The 16,037-nt window shown below is 64.4% G+C and carries 13 protein-coding genes and 1 pseudogene; 13 read left to right on the top strand and 1 reads right to left on the bottom strand.

Features of this window, described 5'->3' with window-relative positions; all coding sequences use genetic code 11:
- Positions 1 to 40 precede the first annotated feature (40 nt).
- Both AB7M16_RS10425 and AB7M16_RS10420 read left to right on the top strand, forming a co-directional pair.
- Positions 41 to 859 carry an ABC transporter ATP-binding protein gene (locus tag AB7M16_RS10425; RefSeq protein ID WP_453943843.1) on the top strand — a complete coding sequence of 273 codons (819 nt, stop codon included), beginning with the start codon at positions 41 to 43 and terminating at the stop codon, positions 857 to 859.
- On the top strand, positions 859 to 1,647 hold the full coding sequence (locus AB7M16_RS10420) for an ABC transporter permease (RefSeq protein ID WP_453943842.1): 789 nt from the start codon (positions 859 to 861) through the stop codon (positions 1,645 to 1,647). Before AB7M16_RS10425 ends, AB7M16_RS10420 begins: the two co-directional genes overlap by 1 nt.
- A 50-nt stretch (positions 1,648 to 1,697) precedes the next feature.
- Here the strand turns inward: AB7M16_RS10420 and AB7M16_RS10415 are convergent, their stop codons facing one another.
- On the bottom strand, positions 1,698 to 2,147 hold the full coding sequence (locus AB7M16_RS10415) for a cupin domain-containing protein (protein ID WP_453943841.1): 450 nt from the start codon (positions 2,145 to 2,147) through the stop codon (positions 1,698 to 1,700).
- Positions 2,148 to 2,284: 137 nt separating this feature from the next.
- On the opposite strand from AB7M16_RS10415, the gene AB7M16_RS10410 reads away from it, so the two are divergent.
- The 11 genes and pseudogenes from AB7M16_RS10410 (at position 2,285) to AB7M16_RS10360 (ending at position 15,955) form a co-directional block, all read left to right on the top strand.
- A complete protein-coding gene (locus AB7M16_RS10410) occupies positions 2,285 to 3,310 on the top strand; it encodes an ABC transporter substrate-binding protein (RefSeq protein WP_172787425.1) in 1,026 nt (341 codons plus the stop codon).
- Between the two features lie 28 nt (positions 3,311 to 3,338).
- Entirely contained in the window at positions 3,339 to 4,043 is a 705-nt protein-coding gene (locus AB7M16_RS10405; RefSeq protein ID WP_439364269.1) for an NUDIX hydrolase, read from the top strand.
- A gap of 93 nt (positions 4,044 to 4,136) precedes the next feature.
- A complete protein-coding gene (locus AB7M16_RS10400; RefSeq protein ID WP_453943840.1) occupies positions 4,137 to 5,459 on the top strand; it encodes an ABC transporter substrate-binding protein in 1,323 nt (440 codons plus the stop codon).
- Between the two features lie 12 nt (positions 5,460 to 5,471).
- A complete protein-coding gene (locus tag AB7M16_RS10395; protein WP_036037489.1) occupies positions 5,472 to 6,239 on the top strand; it encodes an ABC transporter ATP-binding protein in 768 nt (255 codons plus the stop codon).
- 3 nt (positions 6,240 to 6,242) lie between these two features.
- A complete protein-coding gene (locus AB7M16_RS10390; RefSeq protein ID WP_271498379.1) occupies positions 6,243 to 6,947 on the top strand; it encodes an ABC transporter ATP-binding protein in 705 nt (234 codons plus the stop codon).
- 5 nt (positions 6,948 to 6,952) lie between these two features.
- Positions 6,953 to 7,834 carry a branched-chain amino acid ABC transporter permease gene (locus AB7M16_RS10385; protein ID WP_036006719.1) on the top strand — a complete coding sequence of 294 codons (882 nt, stop codon included), beginning with the start codon at positions 6,953 to 6,955 and terminating at the stop codon, positions 7,832 to 7,834.
- Entirely contained in the window at positions 7,831 to 8,850 is a 1,020-nt protein-coding gene (locus tag AB7M16_RS10380; protein WP_172787420.1) for a branched-chain amino acid ABC transporter permease, read from the top strand. Before AB7M16_RS10385 ends, AB7M16_RS10380 begins: the two co-directional genes overlap by 4 nt.
- Positions 8,810 to 9,740 (top strand): annotated as a pseudogene (locus AB7M16_RS10375) (polyphosphate kinase 2 family protein). Before AB7M16_RS10380 ends, AB7M16_RS10375 begins: the two are co-directional and overlap by 41 nt.
- Entirely contained in the window at positions 9,737 to 10,774 is a 1,038-nt protein-coding gene (locus tag AB7M16_RS10370) for a patatin-like phospholipase family protein (protein WP_172787418.1), read from the top strand. The pseudogene AB7M16_RS10375 and the gene AB7M16_RS10370 overlap by 4 nt, the downstream one beginning before the upstream one ends.
- 795 nt (positions 10,775 to 11,569) lie before the next feature.
- Positions 11,570 to 13,894, top strand: a complete 2,325-nt coding sequence (locus AB7M16_RS10365; protein ID WP_260380244.1) for a mechanosensitive ion channel domain-containing protein — start codon at positions 11,570 to 11,572, stop codon at positions 13,892 to 13,894.
- 408 nt (positions 13,895 to 14,302) lie between these two features.
- The gene (locus AB7M16_RS10360; protein ID WP_453943839.1) at positions 14,303 to 15,955 is read left to right on the top strand and encodes an NAD-dependent malic enzyme; all 1,653 of its coding nucleotides are present in this window, start codon (positions 14,303 to 14,305) and stop codon (positions 15,953 to 15,955) included.
- Positions 15,956 to 16,037 lie beyond the last annotated feature (82 nt).

Below are 16,037 nucleotides of genomic sequence, written 5' to 3'. Positions count from 1 at the left end.
GTGAGCGGCTAAGGCATCGGCCTGAGTTCGGAGGAAGCACATGACGACGCCCACCGCAGTGGCGCTGGAAGATACCAAGGTTGCGTTCCGCCTGGGAGACGGGCGGGTCTACACGGCGGTGGAGAAGGCTCATCTCGCGGTGGCACAGGGCGAGTTCGTCGCCATTGTCGGGCCCACAGGGTGCGGAAAATCGACGCTGCTGAACGTCGCCGCCGGCCTGCTCAAGCCAGCCGCCGGCAGTGTCAGGATTTTCGATCAGCCGCTGGCGGGGCTGAATCGGGATGCCGGCTATTTGTTCCAGGCTGATGCGCTGTTCCCCTGGAAGACCGCGCTCGACAATGTCGCGATCGGGCTCGAGATCAAGGGCACGCCGCGCGCTGAAGCCTTGCCGCAGGCGCAGAAATGGCTGACCTCCGTCGGCCTCGGCGCCTTCGCGAACCGCTATCCGCACATGCTCTCCGGCGGGCAGCGCAAGCGCGTGGCGCTGGCGCAGGTGCTGATCCGCGATCCGAAGATCCTCTTGATGGACGAGCCGTTCGGACCGCTCGATGCGCAGACGCGCCAGGTCATGGGCAATCTGCTGCTCGACCTGTGGAATGCCGATCGCAAGGCGGTGCTGTTCGTCACCCATGATCTGGAAGAGGCGATCGCGCTCGCCGACCGCGTCGTGATCATGTCGGCAGGGCCGTCCTCGCGCATCATCGGCGACTGGCGCGTCAGCTTGGCCCGTCCGCGCGACATCTTCGAGGTGCGCCTCGACAAGGAATTCCATGCGCTCCACCGCGAGATCTGGGGCGTGCTGAAGGACGAGGTGATGAAGGGTTACGCGCAGTCCACCCAGGCGGCGGAGGCGGTCTGATGTCGCGCCCCACGCTGTTTGCGCTGCAGGTCCTGGTCGCGGTCGTCGGCATCGTGCTGTGGCAGGTGCTGTCGACCGTGCCCGTGTTCGGCAAGATCCTGCTGCCGCCGTTCTTCTTCTCCAACCCGCACGACGTGTTCAGCCAGATCGTGAAATGGTTCGCCTCCGGCGTGATCTGGAAGCATCTCGGCATCACGCTTACGGAATCGATCCTCGCCTTCGTGATCGGATCGCTCGGCGGGGTCCTGGTCGGCTTCTGGTTCGCGCGCCAGCCGCTGGTCGCCGCGGTGTTCGACCCCTATGTGAAGATGGTCAACGCACTGCCGCGCGTGGTGCTGGCGCCGATCTTCGCGCTGTGGCTTGGGCTCGGCATCTGGTCCAAGGTCGCGCTCGGCGTCACCTTGGTGTTCTTCATCGTGTTCTTCAACGTCTATCAGGGCGTCAAGGAGGTCAGCCGGACCGTGCTCGACAACGGACGCATGCTCGGGATGAGCGAGCGGCAGCTGATGCAACATGTCTATTGGCCGTCGGCCCTGTCGTGGATGTTCTCCTCGCTGCACACCTCGGTCGGCTTCGCCGTGGTCGGCGCGGTGGTCGGCGAATATCTGGGATCGGCGGCCGGGCTCGGATACCTGATCCAGCAGGCCGAGGGCGTGTTCGACGTCGCCGGCGTGTTCGCCGGCATGTTCGTGCTGTCCGCCTTCGTCATCCTGATCGACTTCGGCGTCACGCTGGTGGAACGGCGGCTCCTGGTGTGGCGGCCGACCGCGTTGGATGGGAGGGGCTAGGCGCGAGTTCACCTCTCCCGCAAGCAAGCGGGAGAGGTGAACGCAAGAGTTCAATCCAGCAGCTTGGTGTCGTCAGGAGCTTGCGGCGGCGTCTTGATCGCGATCGCCTTGACTTGGCCGCTGATCGGCTTGGTGCCGCCATGCGGCGTGCCCTTGGGGATGATGACGAGGTCGCCGGGCTTCACCGTCACCTCCTTGTCGCCAAGCCAGATCGTGCCGGTGCCGTCCAGGATGTACTGGATCTCGTTGGTGTTGGGATGCAGGTGCTTGGGCACGTTGCCGACCTGGATCGAGATGGTGGCGCCATCCGCGCTCGCGAACATCTTGGAGCGGTAGCCGACCGCGTTGGCGGGCCCGAGCGCATCGCCCTCCATCTCGCCGGTGTGGATGAGCTGCGCGGTGATATTCTCGGCGGCGAGCGCCGGCCGGAGCAGGTGGGTGGCGCCGCATCCGGCGGCAAAGGCGGCGGCGATCGACAGGCTGGCTGCAAGGCGATTCATGGATGATCTCCCCATCAGGAATTGTTCTTGTTTGGGCATGCTATTGCGCCGAAGGGCTGATGGCCAGCCCGCTCAGGCAGTGCTTCTCAAGCCAGCCCCGCTGCTCTATGGTGCCGCCGGCCGAACGGAGGAAACCAATGAAGAACACGATTGCTAGGCTCGCGGGCGCGCTGCTCGCGCTGACGCTCACCACCTCGTTTGCCGCGGCGCAAAGCAAAGTCACCATCGCGGTCGGCGGCGGCTCCTGCCTATGTTATCTGCCGACGGTGCTGGCCAGGCAGCTCGGCGAATACGACAAGGCCGGCGTCAATGTCGAGCTGGTCGACCTCAAGGGCGGTTCGGACGCGCTGAAAGCCGTTCTCGGCGGCAGCGCCGACGTGGTTTCCGGCTATTTCGACCATTGTGTCAATCTCGCCGCCAAGAAGCAGGAGCTGCAGTCCTTCGTGGTCTATGACCGCTATCCCGGCCTCGTGCTGGTGGTCGCGCCCTCGCGCACCAACGACATCAAGTCGGTCAAGGATCTCGCCGGCAAGAAGGTCGGCGTCAGTGCGCCCGGCTCCTCCACCGACTTCTTCCTGAAATACATGCTCAAGAAGAACGGGCTCGATCCCACCAGTGCCGCCGTGATTGGCGTTGGCCTCGGCGCCACTGCGGTGGCCGCGATGGAGCAGGGCCAGATCGACGCGGCGGTGATGCTCGATCCGTCCGTGACCGTGCTGCAGGGCAGCCACAAGGATCTGCGCATTCTCTCGGACACCCGCACCCAGAAGGACACGCTGGAGACCTTCGGCGGCGAATATCCGGGCGGCGCGCTGTATTCGACCGCCGCCTGGGTCAACAGTCACGAGAAGGAGGCACAGGCGCTCACCAATGCGATCGTCGCCACGCTCGCCTGGATCCATTCGCATACGCCCGAGGAGATCATGGCGAAAATGCCGGAGGAGACCGTCGGCAAGAACAAGGACCTCTATCTCGCCGCACTGAAGAACACGATCCCGATGTATTCCGAGACCGGCAAGATGGACCCGAAGGGCGCCGACGCCGTGCTTGCGGTGTTCAGTGTCGGCTCGCCCGAGGTGGCGAACGCCAAGATCGACGTCAGCAAGACCTTCACCAACAAATTCGTCGAGCAGGCCAAGAAGACCACCGGGAGCGCCAAATAGCCGCCGCGAAGGCGTGGTATCAGGCGTAATGACGTCACCAATCATTCATCGCGTCACGACGCTTGATCTTGCGGTGCGGCCGATCGTGTGGCCGTTCGCCGAGGAACGGCGCGCCGAGATCGCGGCGCATTTCGCCGAAAAGCAGCGCGAGCGGCCGAAAATCTGGAACGGCCGCGTCCTGCTCGGGCGCGACGCCGTGTTCAACGACGGCCATCTGACGGCGACCTATTTCGAGACCGATTTCGCAAGCTTCCTCGCCTGGCGCGACTGGGGCTTTCCCGACAAGGCCGTGTTCAACGGCTTTGGCATGGGGGCGTTGCGCGCCTCCGACGGCGCCTTCATCATGGGCGAGATGGCGCCCCACACCGCCAATGCGGGCCGCATCTATTTCCCCTCGGGAACGCCTGATCTCGACGACGTCAGGAACGGCGCGCTCGACATTCCCGGCAGCGTCGTCCGCGAGCTCGGGGAGGAAACCGGCCTGACCGCGGCCGACTATCGGATCGAGCCGGGCTGGCATTGCGTGGTCACCGGCCCCACGATCGCGATGCTGCAGGTCATCAACCTGGACATGCCGGGCGATGTGGCCCGCGCCCGGATCGAAGCCAACCTTGCGCGCGAGACCGAGCCGGAGCTGTCGGCCATTCATCTCGTGCGCGGGACAAGCGATCTCAGGCCGTCCATGCCGCGATTTGTCACGGCCTTCATCGAGCAGCAGTGCGCAGCGCGCTAATGCGCGAGGCTTGACATCGCCGCGCGCAGCCCATGTGATGGGCCGAAGAAATTGCACCAAGAATGCAATGCACAATGGTCCAGGGAGGTTTTGATGCGCCTGCGCATGGCTGCCCGCGTGGTACGTGGGCTGTTGGTCGCGATATCAGCGACGGGCTTGGCGGTGTCTGCCGAGGCCCAAGACAAGGCTCAAGAGAAGAAGCTCAAGATCGGCGTCATCTATGATCTGACGGGTCCGCTCGCCGGCGGCGGTTCGGAGCTGCAATATACCGGCGCAAGGATCATGCTCGATCAGTACAGCGCGAAGGACGTCGAAGGCTACAAGATCGAGGCGATCTATGCCGATGCTCAGAGCAAGCCGGACGTCGCCATCAACGAAGCGATCCGTTTGATCGAGCAGGAAAAGGTCGACATGCTGCTCGGCTTCTTCTCCTCGGCGCAATGCGTGCCGGTGGCAGCGCGCGTCGAGCAGCTGAAGAAGTTCATGTGGATCACGACCTGCATTTCGTCGGCGGTGCTGGAGAACAAGAACTACAAATACGTGTTTCGCCCGCAGGCCTCCGGCGATCAGTTCGGCATGATGACGATGGACTTCATCGCGCAGAACGCGAAGGAAAAGTTGGGCAAGGACCCGAAGGACCTGCGGGTCGCCATCATCCACGAGGACGGCGCCTACGGCGTCGACGTTGCCAAAGGCAACGAGGCCGGCGCCAAGAAGGCCGGTTTCAACATCGTGCTCAGAGAGGGCTATTCGGCGACGGCACCGGATTTGTCTGCGCTGGTCACCAAGCTGAAGCGGGCCAAGCCGGATGTGGTCTTCCATACCGGCTACAATCCCGACATCACCCTGTTGCTCCGGCAAGCCCGCGAGCAGGGGCTGAAGTTCGGCGCACTGGTCGGACATGGCGCCGGCTACGGGGTCTATGAGAAGCTGAAGGAAGGCCTGGGCGCCGATGCCAACTACGTCTTCAACACCGATCCGATCTCGATCTGGCTCGCCAACCAGAAGACCATGGATCCGAAGCTGCCGCCGGTGATCAAGGCGGTTGGCGAGGAGTTCGACAAGCGCAAGCCGGGCGTCGCAATCCGTTCGGCCCATGTCGGCATGGCTGCGTCCAATACCTATTTGTTCCTCACCGACGTGCTGCCGCGCGCAATCAAGAAATATGGCGGCGTCGATCCCGACTCGCTGCGCAAGGCAGCACTGGACACCGACATACCCGAAGGCGGCACCATGCTCGGCTTCGGCGTCAAATTCCACGGCGAGGGCTCGCCAATGGCCGGCCAGAACGAGCGCTCGTTCCCGGTCGTGATCCAATACGTCGACGACAAGTCCTATGTGGTGTGGCCCAAGAGCCAGGCGCAGCGCGAGGCTGTGCTGCCGCTACCGAAGGGCACCACCTACAGCAACCAGTAGCGGAGTGCTCCGGTGTTGGAAGTCAGCGGACTGGTGAAGCGGTTTGGCGGCTTCACCGCCGTGAACAACGTGTCGTTCCGGGTCGACCAGGGCGAGATCCTCGGCCTGATCGGCCCCAACGGCTCGGGCAAGAGCACGATCTTCAACATGCTCTCCGGCACGCTGGCGCCGACCTCCGGATCGATCCTGTTCGCCGGGCACGAGATCGCGGGCCTTGCACCGCACCGGATCATCAACAGCGGCATCGGGCGGACCTTCCAGATCCCGCGGCCGTTCCGTCGCCTTAGCATTTTCGAGAACGTCGCGCTTGCCGGCTTCTACGGCCAGGGCCGCCACAGCCGCGCCAAGGCGGAGGAGGCGGCCGAGCGCTCGCTGGCGATGGTCGGCCTGCCGACCGACCGCCATGCCAGCGTCGATGGGCTCGGCGCAGCGGGGTTGAAGAAGCTCGAGCTGGCGAAGGCGCTTGCCACCGCGCCAAAGCTATTGCTCGCCGACGAGAGCCTCGGTGGGCTCGACGAGGCCGAGATGGATCAGGCCGCGGACATGCTGCGCAACATCCGCGACGAGCTCGGCATCACCATCATCTGGGTCGAGCACATCATGGGCGTGTTGATGCGCGTCGTCGACCGCGTGATGGTGCTCGATCACGGCGAGAAGATCTCGGAAGGCCTGCCGAGCGCGGTCGCCGGCGATCCGCGCGTCATCGAGGTCTATCTCGGCACCGACGCCGAGACCACGCAGGCCGCGGCCGCCGAAGCGCGCCGCCGCGCAGGGGGCTAGGCGATGCTGGAGCTTCGCGGCGTCAATGCCGGCTATGGCACCTTCCAGGCGCTGTTCGACGTCAATCTCGACGTGAAGGCCGGCGAAGCCGTGGGCGTCATCGGCCCCAACGGCGCCGGCAAGACCACCTTGATGCGCGTCATCTCCGGCCTGATCCGTCCCTCCCGCGGATCGATCAAGATGGAAGGCGTCGACGTCGTCGCGACCCCGCCGCACAAGATCGTCAGCCTCGGCATTGCGCATGTGCCGGAGAACCGGCGGCTGTTTCCACAGCTGACGGTCGACGACAATCTCAAGATGGGTGCCTTCATGAAAGAGGCGCGGGACCACTACGCCGAGCGGCTGGAGGTGGTGTTCGACCTGTTTCCGCGCCTGAAGGAACGCCGTCACCAGATGGCCGGCACCATGTCCGGCGGCGAGCAGCAGATGTGCGCCATCGGCCGTGCGATGATGTCCAATCCAAAACTGTTGCTGCTCGACGAACCCTCGGCGGGGCTGGCGCCGGTGGTGGTGCAGCAGGTGTTCGAGCTGGTGAAGCGGATCCGCGCCAGCGGGCTGACGGTGCTGATCGTCGAGCAGAACGTGCAGCAGGTGCTGAAGGTGGTCGACCGCGCCTATCTGATCGAGGCGGGCACGATCCGCGCGTCCGGCACCTCGGCCGAGATGCTGGCGAGCGACACGGTCAAGGAAGCTTATCTCGGGGTGTGATGGGCATGCAGGCGTTCCTGGACGTATTCGACATCTACCTGCTGGAGGCCGTCATCAACGGCATCCTGCTCGGCGGCGTGCTGGCGCTGCTTGCGCTCGGGCTCAACCTGATCTTCGGCGTCATCGACGTGACCTGGATCTGCTACGCCGAACTCGTCATGATCGGCATGTACGGCATGTATTTCATGGTGCAGTATTACGGCGTCAGCTATTTCGTTGCTGCCCCGCTCACCATCCTGCTGGTCGCTGTGCTCGGCGCGGCGCTGCACTACCTCGTGATCGCGCCGCTGCTGACCGCACCACCGATCAACCAGCTGCTCGCGACCGGCGGGGTGCTGTTCGTGCTGCAGAGCTTTGCCACCGTCGCCTTCGGCATCGACTTCCGCAATCTCGGCATCCGGCTGCCGGTGCTCGCCTTCGGCGACATGAATTTCAGCTACGCGCGACTGCTCTCGTTCGTCGCCGCGCTGGTCGGCATGGTCGCGGTCTATCTGTTCATGACCCGCACCTTCACCGGCACTGCGATCCGCGCCATCTCGCAGGACCGGCAGATCATGGCGCTGATGGGTGTCGACACCAAGCGGATCTACCTGATCACGTCGGCGCTCGGCGGCGCGCTCGCCGGCCTCGCTGCTTGCCTCCTGGTGCTGCAATATGACGTGCATCCCTTCGTCGGCCTGTCCTTCGGGCCGATCACCTTCCTGATCTGCGTGCTCGGCGGCCTCGGCAATTTCATCGGCGGCTTCATCGCCGCCTTCGTGTTCGCCGAGATCATCTCGCTCGGCGGCCTGTTCTCCGACCTCGAATGGGGCTATGTGCTCGCCTTCGCGTTCTTCATCGTCATGATGTTCATCCGGCCCGCGGGCCTGCTTGCGAGGCGCCGATGATGGGGCAGGGACGGCTTGCGGCGTGGGGGATCGGACTGGCGGCGCTGGTCGCGCTGCCCTTCGTCTATCGCGATCCCTATCATCTGCACATCCTGGTGCTGATCCTGATCTGGTCGTTCGCCTATACGTCCTGGTCGATGATGGGGCGGTTCGGCCTCGTCTCGCTCGGCCACGGCGGCTTCATGGGGATCGGCGCTTACGTCACCGCGCTGTTGTGGAATCACGCAGGTTTGTCGCCCTGGATCGGCATTCCCATCAGCATGGCGGCGGCCGGCGCGCTGGCGATGATCGTCGGCTATCCCTGCTTCCGCTTTCGCATCACCGGGCACTATTTCGTGCTGGTGACGCTGGCGCTGTCAGGCATCGTGCTCCAGGTCATCACCGCGACGCGCGACTATACCGGCGGCTCGCTCGGCTACACCCCGAACCGCGCGTCCGGCAACAAGCTGCTGGCGCTGCAATTCGACGACAAGACCACCTGGTACCTGATCGCGCTTGCGGTCTGGCTGTTTGGCATCGTGGTCTGGCACTGGGTCGACCGCAGCATGGCGCGCTATGCGCTGGAGGCGATCTCGGAAGACGAGGACGCCGCGGCCGCGGCCGGCGTCGACGTCACCGCCGAGAAGCTGAAGATCACGCTGCTCAGCGCGCTGATGACGGCGCTGGCGGGCGCGATCTACTGCCAGTACCAGATGTTCATCACCCCCGACACGGTCAGCGGCATCGCGGTCTCGCTGCAGATGGTGTTCGCCGCGATCGTCGGCGGGCTGTTCGTCTCGCTCGGCCCGACCGTCGGGGCCATCATCACCATTCTGCTGGCGGAAACCCTGCGCATCGGTTTCGGCACCAAGGCGGTCGGCTGGGACAATCTCGTCTACGGCGTGCTGCTCGTGCTGTTCATCATATTCCTTCCCAAGGGCATCCTTGGTAGCTTGCTCGACCGACTGAAGTTGCAACGCAAGGTGCCCCGCGCTCATGAGCAAAAAGCCGTCCAAGTCGCTCGCCCAGGAGCTTGACCGCTACATCAAGCCGTTCCGCTATGATGGCTCGGGCAAGTTTCACCTCAAGGATCACAAGACCGACGAGAAGGGTGATCTCGACAAGGAGAAGGCGCTCGCGATTCTCGACGCCAACAAGAAGCGGCTGATCGCGTTTCAGGAGAAGCTTTACGCGCAGGACCGCTGGTCGCTCCTGATCGTGTTCCAGGCGATGGACGCCGGCGGCAAGGACTCTGCGATCAAGGCGATCTTCGAGGGCATCAATCCGCAGGGCTGCGAAGTCACGGCCTTCAAGGCGCCGAGCAGCAAGGAACTCGACCACGACTTCCTCTGGCGTCATGCGGTCGCGCTGCCCGAGCGCGGCCATATCGGCATCTTCAACCGCTCGCATTACGAGGAATGCCTGGTGACGCGTGTGCATCCAGAGACTCTCGCGAAGGAAAAGCTGCCGCCCAGGCTCGTCACCAAGAACATCTGGAAGGAGCGGTTCGAGGACATCTCCGCCTTCGAGCGCTATCTCTGCCGCAACGGCACCGTGGTGCTGAAGTTCTTCCTCAACGTGTCCAAGGAAGAGCAGCGCGAGCGCTTCCTCGAGCGGCTGGAGGATCCGGCCAAGCAGTGGAAGTTCTCCATGGACGACATCAAGGAGCGCGCGCTGTGGCCGCGCTACCAGGCGGTCTACCAGGACATCGTCCGGCACACGGCGACGTCGCATGCGCCCCTGGTACGTCGTGCCCGCCGACCACAAATGGTTCGCTCGCGTCGTGATCGGCTCGGTGATCAATGCCGAGCTGGAAAAGCTCGACCTGCGCTTCCCCCGCGCCGACAAGGCCTCGCTGGAGGAGTTCAAGCAGGTGCGCAAGGCGCTGGAGAAAGAGGGGACGGGAGGCAGGAAGCGAGCAAAGTGACAGCTAGCGGGACCACCAATTGCAAGAACGTCAACTTCGCGCTCCAGGGCGGCGGCGCGCACGGCGCCTTCGTCTGGGGCGTGCTCGACCAGGTGCTCGAGGACGGCAGGCTCGCGATCGAGGCGATCAGCGCGACCAGTGCCGGCGCGATGAATGCGGTGGCGATGGCCTCCGGCATGGCGCATGGAGGCGCCGAGGCCGCGCGGGAGAGCCTGCACGCGTTCTGGTACGAAGTGTCGCGCATGGACATGGCGTACGATCTGATGTCGCCGCTGAACCAGTGGATCCAGGCCCTGAAGCTGCCGCCGGAATATCATCCGGTTCACGCATTCATCCACACGCTGACGCATACGCTGCCGCCGAACCTGCTCAATCCCTTTCATTTCAATCCGCTCCGCGCGCTGCTGCAGCGCGTGGTCGATTTCGACCGGCTCAATTCCTCGCCCGAGGCGCCGCAGCTGTTTCTCAACGCCACCAACGTCCGTACCGGCAAGATCAAGGTGTTCCAGAGCCCGCTTCTCACGGCGGACACCGTGCTCGCGTCGGCCTGCCTGCCACCCTATTTCCAGGCGGTCGAGATCGATGGCGAGCATTACTGGGACGGCGGCTATCTCGGCAATCCCGCGATCTATCCGTTGATCTACCGCAAGGGCAGTCATGACGTCATCATCGTGCAGGTGACGGCAATCCGCCGCGACGAGCTGCCGGCCAGTGCCGCCGACGTCCTCCACCGCATCAACGAGATCAGCTTCAATTCGTCCTTGATGCGCGAGATGCGCGCGATCGCCTTCGCCACCCGGCTGATCGACGACGGCGAGCTCGACAGCAACAAGCACAGCCGCATGTACATGCATTGGATCGGCAACGACCAATTGATGTCGCAGCTCGGCACCGCCACGCAATTCCACCCCGAATGGAGCCTGTTGTGTCGCCTGCGCGACGAGGGCCGCGAGGCGGCGCGAGGCTGGCTGGCACGAAACTTCGACCAGATCGGAAAGGCCTCGACGGTCGACCTGGCGGACATGTTTCTCTAGGCTGCCGCCGGCCATCGGCAAAAAAGTGCGAAAACAACCCCATGCACAGTAGCCGGCCATAGCAGAATCAATGGCTTGCAGGGGCCGCTGCTTTGTAATACGGATTTTACGAAGCGGGTTTGACTCGTCGGGCAAAACAGGAGCATGATGCCACCATTCCCTGCCTTCTGAAATTCCTCAAATTGGCGCGGAAGCGATTTGCACAGCGGACCTTCCAGCGGAACTCGGGTCGTCAAATGTGATCGTCAGATCATTGATCCTGCTTGACAGTTTTGTGTCCCAGGAGGAGCATCATCGCGGTCGCAAACCAGCGACGCGCAACGTCCACCTCATGAGCAAGGGGAGGTCTATGACACCACCTCCGCAAATCCAGCCGCGTTAATTGCGATGGAGCTCGTTCGGACTATCGCATAGCGGCGGAAACCGCGAACGGCACGCCGGGACAAGGTTTAGCGGGCTGCATCAGTGAGGCAAAGCCCCTACCTTCCCGGCGCTGTATTTTGGTCACGTCGATCGTGTCGGATAGCCGTAAAGGCTGCCGCAACTCTTTGAGATCCCCCTTTCCTTATCCTCCTGTTCGATCTGCACAAGGGTCTGTGCGCGCAGGCCCGATGGAGTTTCGCCGGGGCGTCAGCTCGCGATCCTGCATTGCGGCAAATGCCAAGAGAATGTCGTCTCAAAGGCCAACTTCCGACACAGGCTGGGGGCGAATAGCTGCGATCCGACATGACGGATGTGCTTCGGCGGTGACGGCCACGACACCGCGGGCGCATTCATTTTTTCCAGGGAATCTGCGTGTCGCAAAAGCTTGTCCCGGCGCTTCTCGCCGCTCTTTTCCTCGCGATCTCGTCTCTCTCCTGCGCCCGTGCCGATGCGCCGGCCGCGGGCGGTGCCGCCGCGCTATCGCCTGACGAAGCCAGGCGTGCGTTGGACACGCTCCAGGACGACAAGAAGCGCGCGCAGATGATCGATACGCTCCGTGTGATCGCCAACGCATCGGGTTCGCAGCAGCCCGCGCCGGAGGCGAAATCGCCGATCCCGCTGGCGGCCGATGGCCTTGGCGCGCAACTCCTGCTCACGGTGTCGGAGGAGATCCAGGAGATATCGAGCGAGATCGCCGGCATGGCACGGACGCTCACGCACTTTCCGGCCTTCTACTACTGGATCATGCGCACCGCGAACGATCCCGCGGCTTACAATCTCCTGATTGAGATCGCCTGGAAGCTGGCACTGCTGCTGGGCTGCGCCCTCTCGGCCGAATGGGTCATCTTCCGCCTGATCCGCCGGCCAGTCGCGTTCCTGGAGGGGCGCGTGCCGCAAACCGCGCGCCTGCCGGCCCAGGCGCTGCCGCTTGCCGATCCGCCATCATCGGTCGCGGACGTCACGCCCGAGCCGGAGCTGCACAAGCGACGCCACAGTCTCGCGCGCGTCTGGCAGATCATGCTGCGTCTGCCCTTCGTGCTCGGGCGTTTCGTGCTCGAGCTGCTTCCCGTGCTCGTCTTCGTCGCCGTCGCCACCGCGCTACTCGGAACGGAGCTCGGCGAGCCCGCGATTGTCCGTCTCGTGATCCTCGCCGTCGTCAACGCTTATGCGTTCTCGCGCGGGCTGATCTGCCTGGTCCGGGCGCTGGCGGGGCCGTTCGGGCTGTTTCCGGTGCGCGCGGAGACCGCGGCCTATATCGAGATCTGGGCGCGCCGCATCGTCGGCGTCGGCGTCTCCGGCATCGCCTTTGCCAATGTGGCGCTGCTGCTCGGCCTGCACCGCGCCGGCTACGCCGCGCTGCTGCGCATGGTGATGCTGGTCGTGCACCTCTTCATCGCCGTCATCGTCCTGCAATGCCGCCGCCAGGTCGCCGATGCCATCCGCGCGCCGGCCGAGCGGCAGGGAATTGCGGCCCGTCTGCGCAACCGCATCGCAGGCGGCTGGCACTATCTTGCCATCGCGCTCGACCTCGCGCTCTGGGCGGTGTGGGCGCTCAACATCCGCAACGGCTATTCGCTGCTGCTGCAATATTTCGTCGGCACCATCGCGGTGGCGCTGATCACGCGTGTCGTCATCATGCTGACGCTGAGCCTGATCGATCGCGGCTTTCGCATCAGGCCGGAGATCCTGCAACGCTTTCCCGGCCTCGAGATCCGCGCCAACCGCTATCTGCCGCTGCTGCGCAGGATCGTATCCGGCGTGATCGCCTTCATCGGCTTCGTGGCGGTGCTCGAAGTCTGGGGCGTGGACGCGATCGTCTGGTTCTATGGCGGCCAGATCGGCAGCCGGCTGATCTCGGCCGTGGTGACCATCGGCCTCGCCGTGCTCATCGCAGCGGCCATCTGGGAAGCCAGCAACGCGCTCCTCGACCGCCAGATCAATACGCTGACGCGGGACGGGCACTATGCCCGCGCCGCGCGGCTGCGCACCTTCCAGCCGATGCTGCGCACCGCACTGCTGTGCCTGATCGCGACCGTCGTCGGCCTCACCGCGTTGAGCGAGATCGGCGTCAATGTCGCCCCGCTGCTGGCCGGCGCTGGCATCGTCGGCATCGCGATCGGCTTCGGCTCGCAGAAGCTGGTGCAGGATCTCATCACCGGCCTGTTCCTGTTGCTGGAGAATACGGTGCAGGTCGGCGACACCGTCAGCGTGTCGGGGCTGTCGGGCGTCGTCGAGAACGTCTCGATCCGCACCATCCGCCTGCGCGCGGGTGATGGCGCCGTGCACATCGTGCCGTTCAGCGCGGTCACGACCATCACCAATGCCAGTCGCGGCGCCGGCAATGCCTCGGTGAGCGTCAACGTCGCCTACAAGGAAGACACCGATCGCGCCGGCCAGATCCTCAAGGACATCGTCGACGAGATGCGCCGCGAAGCGGACTTCCGCGCGCTCATCCGCGGCGACCTCGAGCTGTGGGGCATCGACAAGGTCGACGGCGCGATGGTGTCGATCGTCGGCCAGATCCGCTGCACCGAGGCCGGCCGCTGGCCGGTGCAGCGCGAATTCAACCGTCGCATGAAGCTGCGCTTCCAGCAGAACGGCATCGAGGTCGCATCCGCGACGCAGACGATCCTGATGCATATCGCGCCGCCGGGAGATGGCGCCGCCAATCTGATGCCAAGGCGGGCAGCAGGATAAGCAGGCGATCGCATATCAGTTCTTGGCGGCGGCCTGAGCGCGCGCCTCGTCCTTCGAGACGGCGCTAAGCGCCTCCTCAGGATGAGGCTGATCGGCGTCGGTGCCCGTTGATCCTGATGTCGCGCACTCCGTCCTCATCCTTGAGGGCCCGCCAACGGCGGGCGTCTCGAAGGATGGCCGCGGGTGAGATAGGGGCCTCCATGGTTCGAGACGGCGCTGACGCGCGTCCTCACCATGAGGAGTTAGAGGCCTGCGCGTTAACCCTTTCGCGCGCAACTGCCAGTCGTTTGCGCAAGTCTCGCTGCGGTGCGAGATCACAATCGGCGCCGCGGTCTCTCCGTCCTTGATCTGAATGGAGCACTGGCCGACAATGGCTGCGGTTCAATAAGAAACTCCTTGGGGGAATTCGTGAATAGACCTGCCCGGGTCGTTGCCAAATCGACGTCGTCCAATCCGCAGCAAGGCATGACGCTGCTGCGCGATCCCCTGCTCAACAAGGGCACCGCCTTCACGGAAGCGGAGCGCGAGACGCTCGGCCTGCGCGGCCTGTTGCCGCCATGCGTGCTGACGATGGAGACGCAGGCTCAGCGCGTGCTCACCAATCTGCGCACGCTGCCGACGGATCTGGAAAAATACGTCGCCCTGAACGCGCTGCATGACCGCAACGAGGCGCTGTTCTTCCGCGTCGTCGTCGACAATATCGACGAGATCCAGCCGATCATCTACACGCCGACCGTCGGGCTTGCCTGCCAGAAATACGGCCTGATCTTCCAGCGGCCGCGCGGCATGTTCATCTCTTCGCGCGACCGCGGCCAGATCGCCGAGATCCTGAAGAACTGGCCCTACCCGGCCAGGTTGATCGTCGTCACCGACGGCGAGCGCATTTTGGGACTTGGCGATCTGGGTGCCAACGGCATGGGCATTCCGGTCGGAAAGCTCTCGCTCTACTCGGCCTGCGCCGGCGTGCATCCCGAACTGTGCCTGCCGATCGTGCTCGATGTCGGCACCAACAACGAAGAGTTGTTGAACGATCCCTATTATCTCGGCCTGCGCGAGCGGCGGCTGACGGGCGAGGCCTATGACAGCTTCGTCGACGAGTTCATGCAAGCCGCGCGCAAGACGTTTCCGAGCGTGCTGATCCAGTTCGAGGACTTCGCCAATCATTCGGCGTTCAAGCTGCTGCACAAATATCGCGACGAGGCCTGCGTCTTCAACGACGACATCCAGGGCACCGCGGCGGTGGCGCTCGCCGGCCTGTTCTCGGCCTTGCGCGTCTCCGGCGGCAAGCTGAAGGACCAGAAGATCCTGTTCCTCGGCGCGGGCGAGGCGGCGACTGGCATCGCCGATCTCGTAGTCTCGGCCATGATGGCGGAGGGGGCTTCCGAGGCGGAGGCGCTTCGCCGCAACTGGCTGGTGGATTCCCGCGGTCTCGTCGTTGCGGGGCGGGAAGGTCTGCATGGCCACAAGCTGCGCTATGCGCACACTGGCGAGGCGCCGATTGCCGACTTCCTCACCGCGATCAAGACGCTGAAACCGACGGCGATCATCGGCGTCGCCGCGGTCGGCGGCGCCTTCACGCCCGATGTGCTCAAGGCGATGGCCGAGCTCAACGAGCAGCCGATCGTGTTCGCGCTCTCCAACCCGACCTCGAAGGCGGAGTGCTCGGCGGAGGACGCCTACCGCTACACGGAAGGGCGCGCGCTGTTCGCCTGCGGCAGCCCATACGATCCGGTCAAGCTCAATGGCCGCAGCTTCGTGCCGCGCCAGGGTAACAATTCCTACATCTTCCCCGGCGTCGGCCTCGGCGTCATCGCCAGCGGCTCGCGCCTGGTGACCGACGAGATGTTCATGGCGGCCGCCCATGCGCTCGCCGATTGCGTCGGCAAGGAGGACCTCGCGCAGGGCAGCCTCTATCCGGCACTGCCGCGCATCCGCGAGGTCTCCGTCCGCATCGCGGCGGCGGTTGCGGACGTGGCCTACCAGCGCGGGCTCGCGGACGGACCTGCGCCCAATGACGTGAAGGCCCTCGTTCAGTCGCAGATGTACGAGCCGACGTACTGAGGGCTGATGACTTTTGATTGAGTCGATCTGGCGAACTGGCTCGGTCACCTCTCCCGCTTGCGGGAGAGGTCGGCGCACTTGC

The organism is Bradyrhizobium sp. USDA 372 (genome assembly GCF_053629095.1).
The sequence above is the reverse complement of the archived record's forward strand: the minus strand, read 5'-3'. Positions and strand labels throughout refer to the sequence as shown.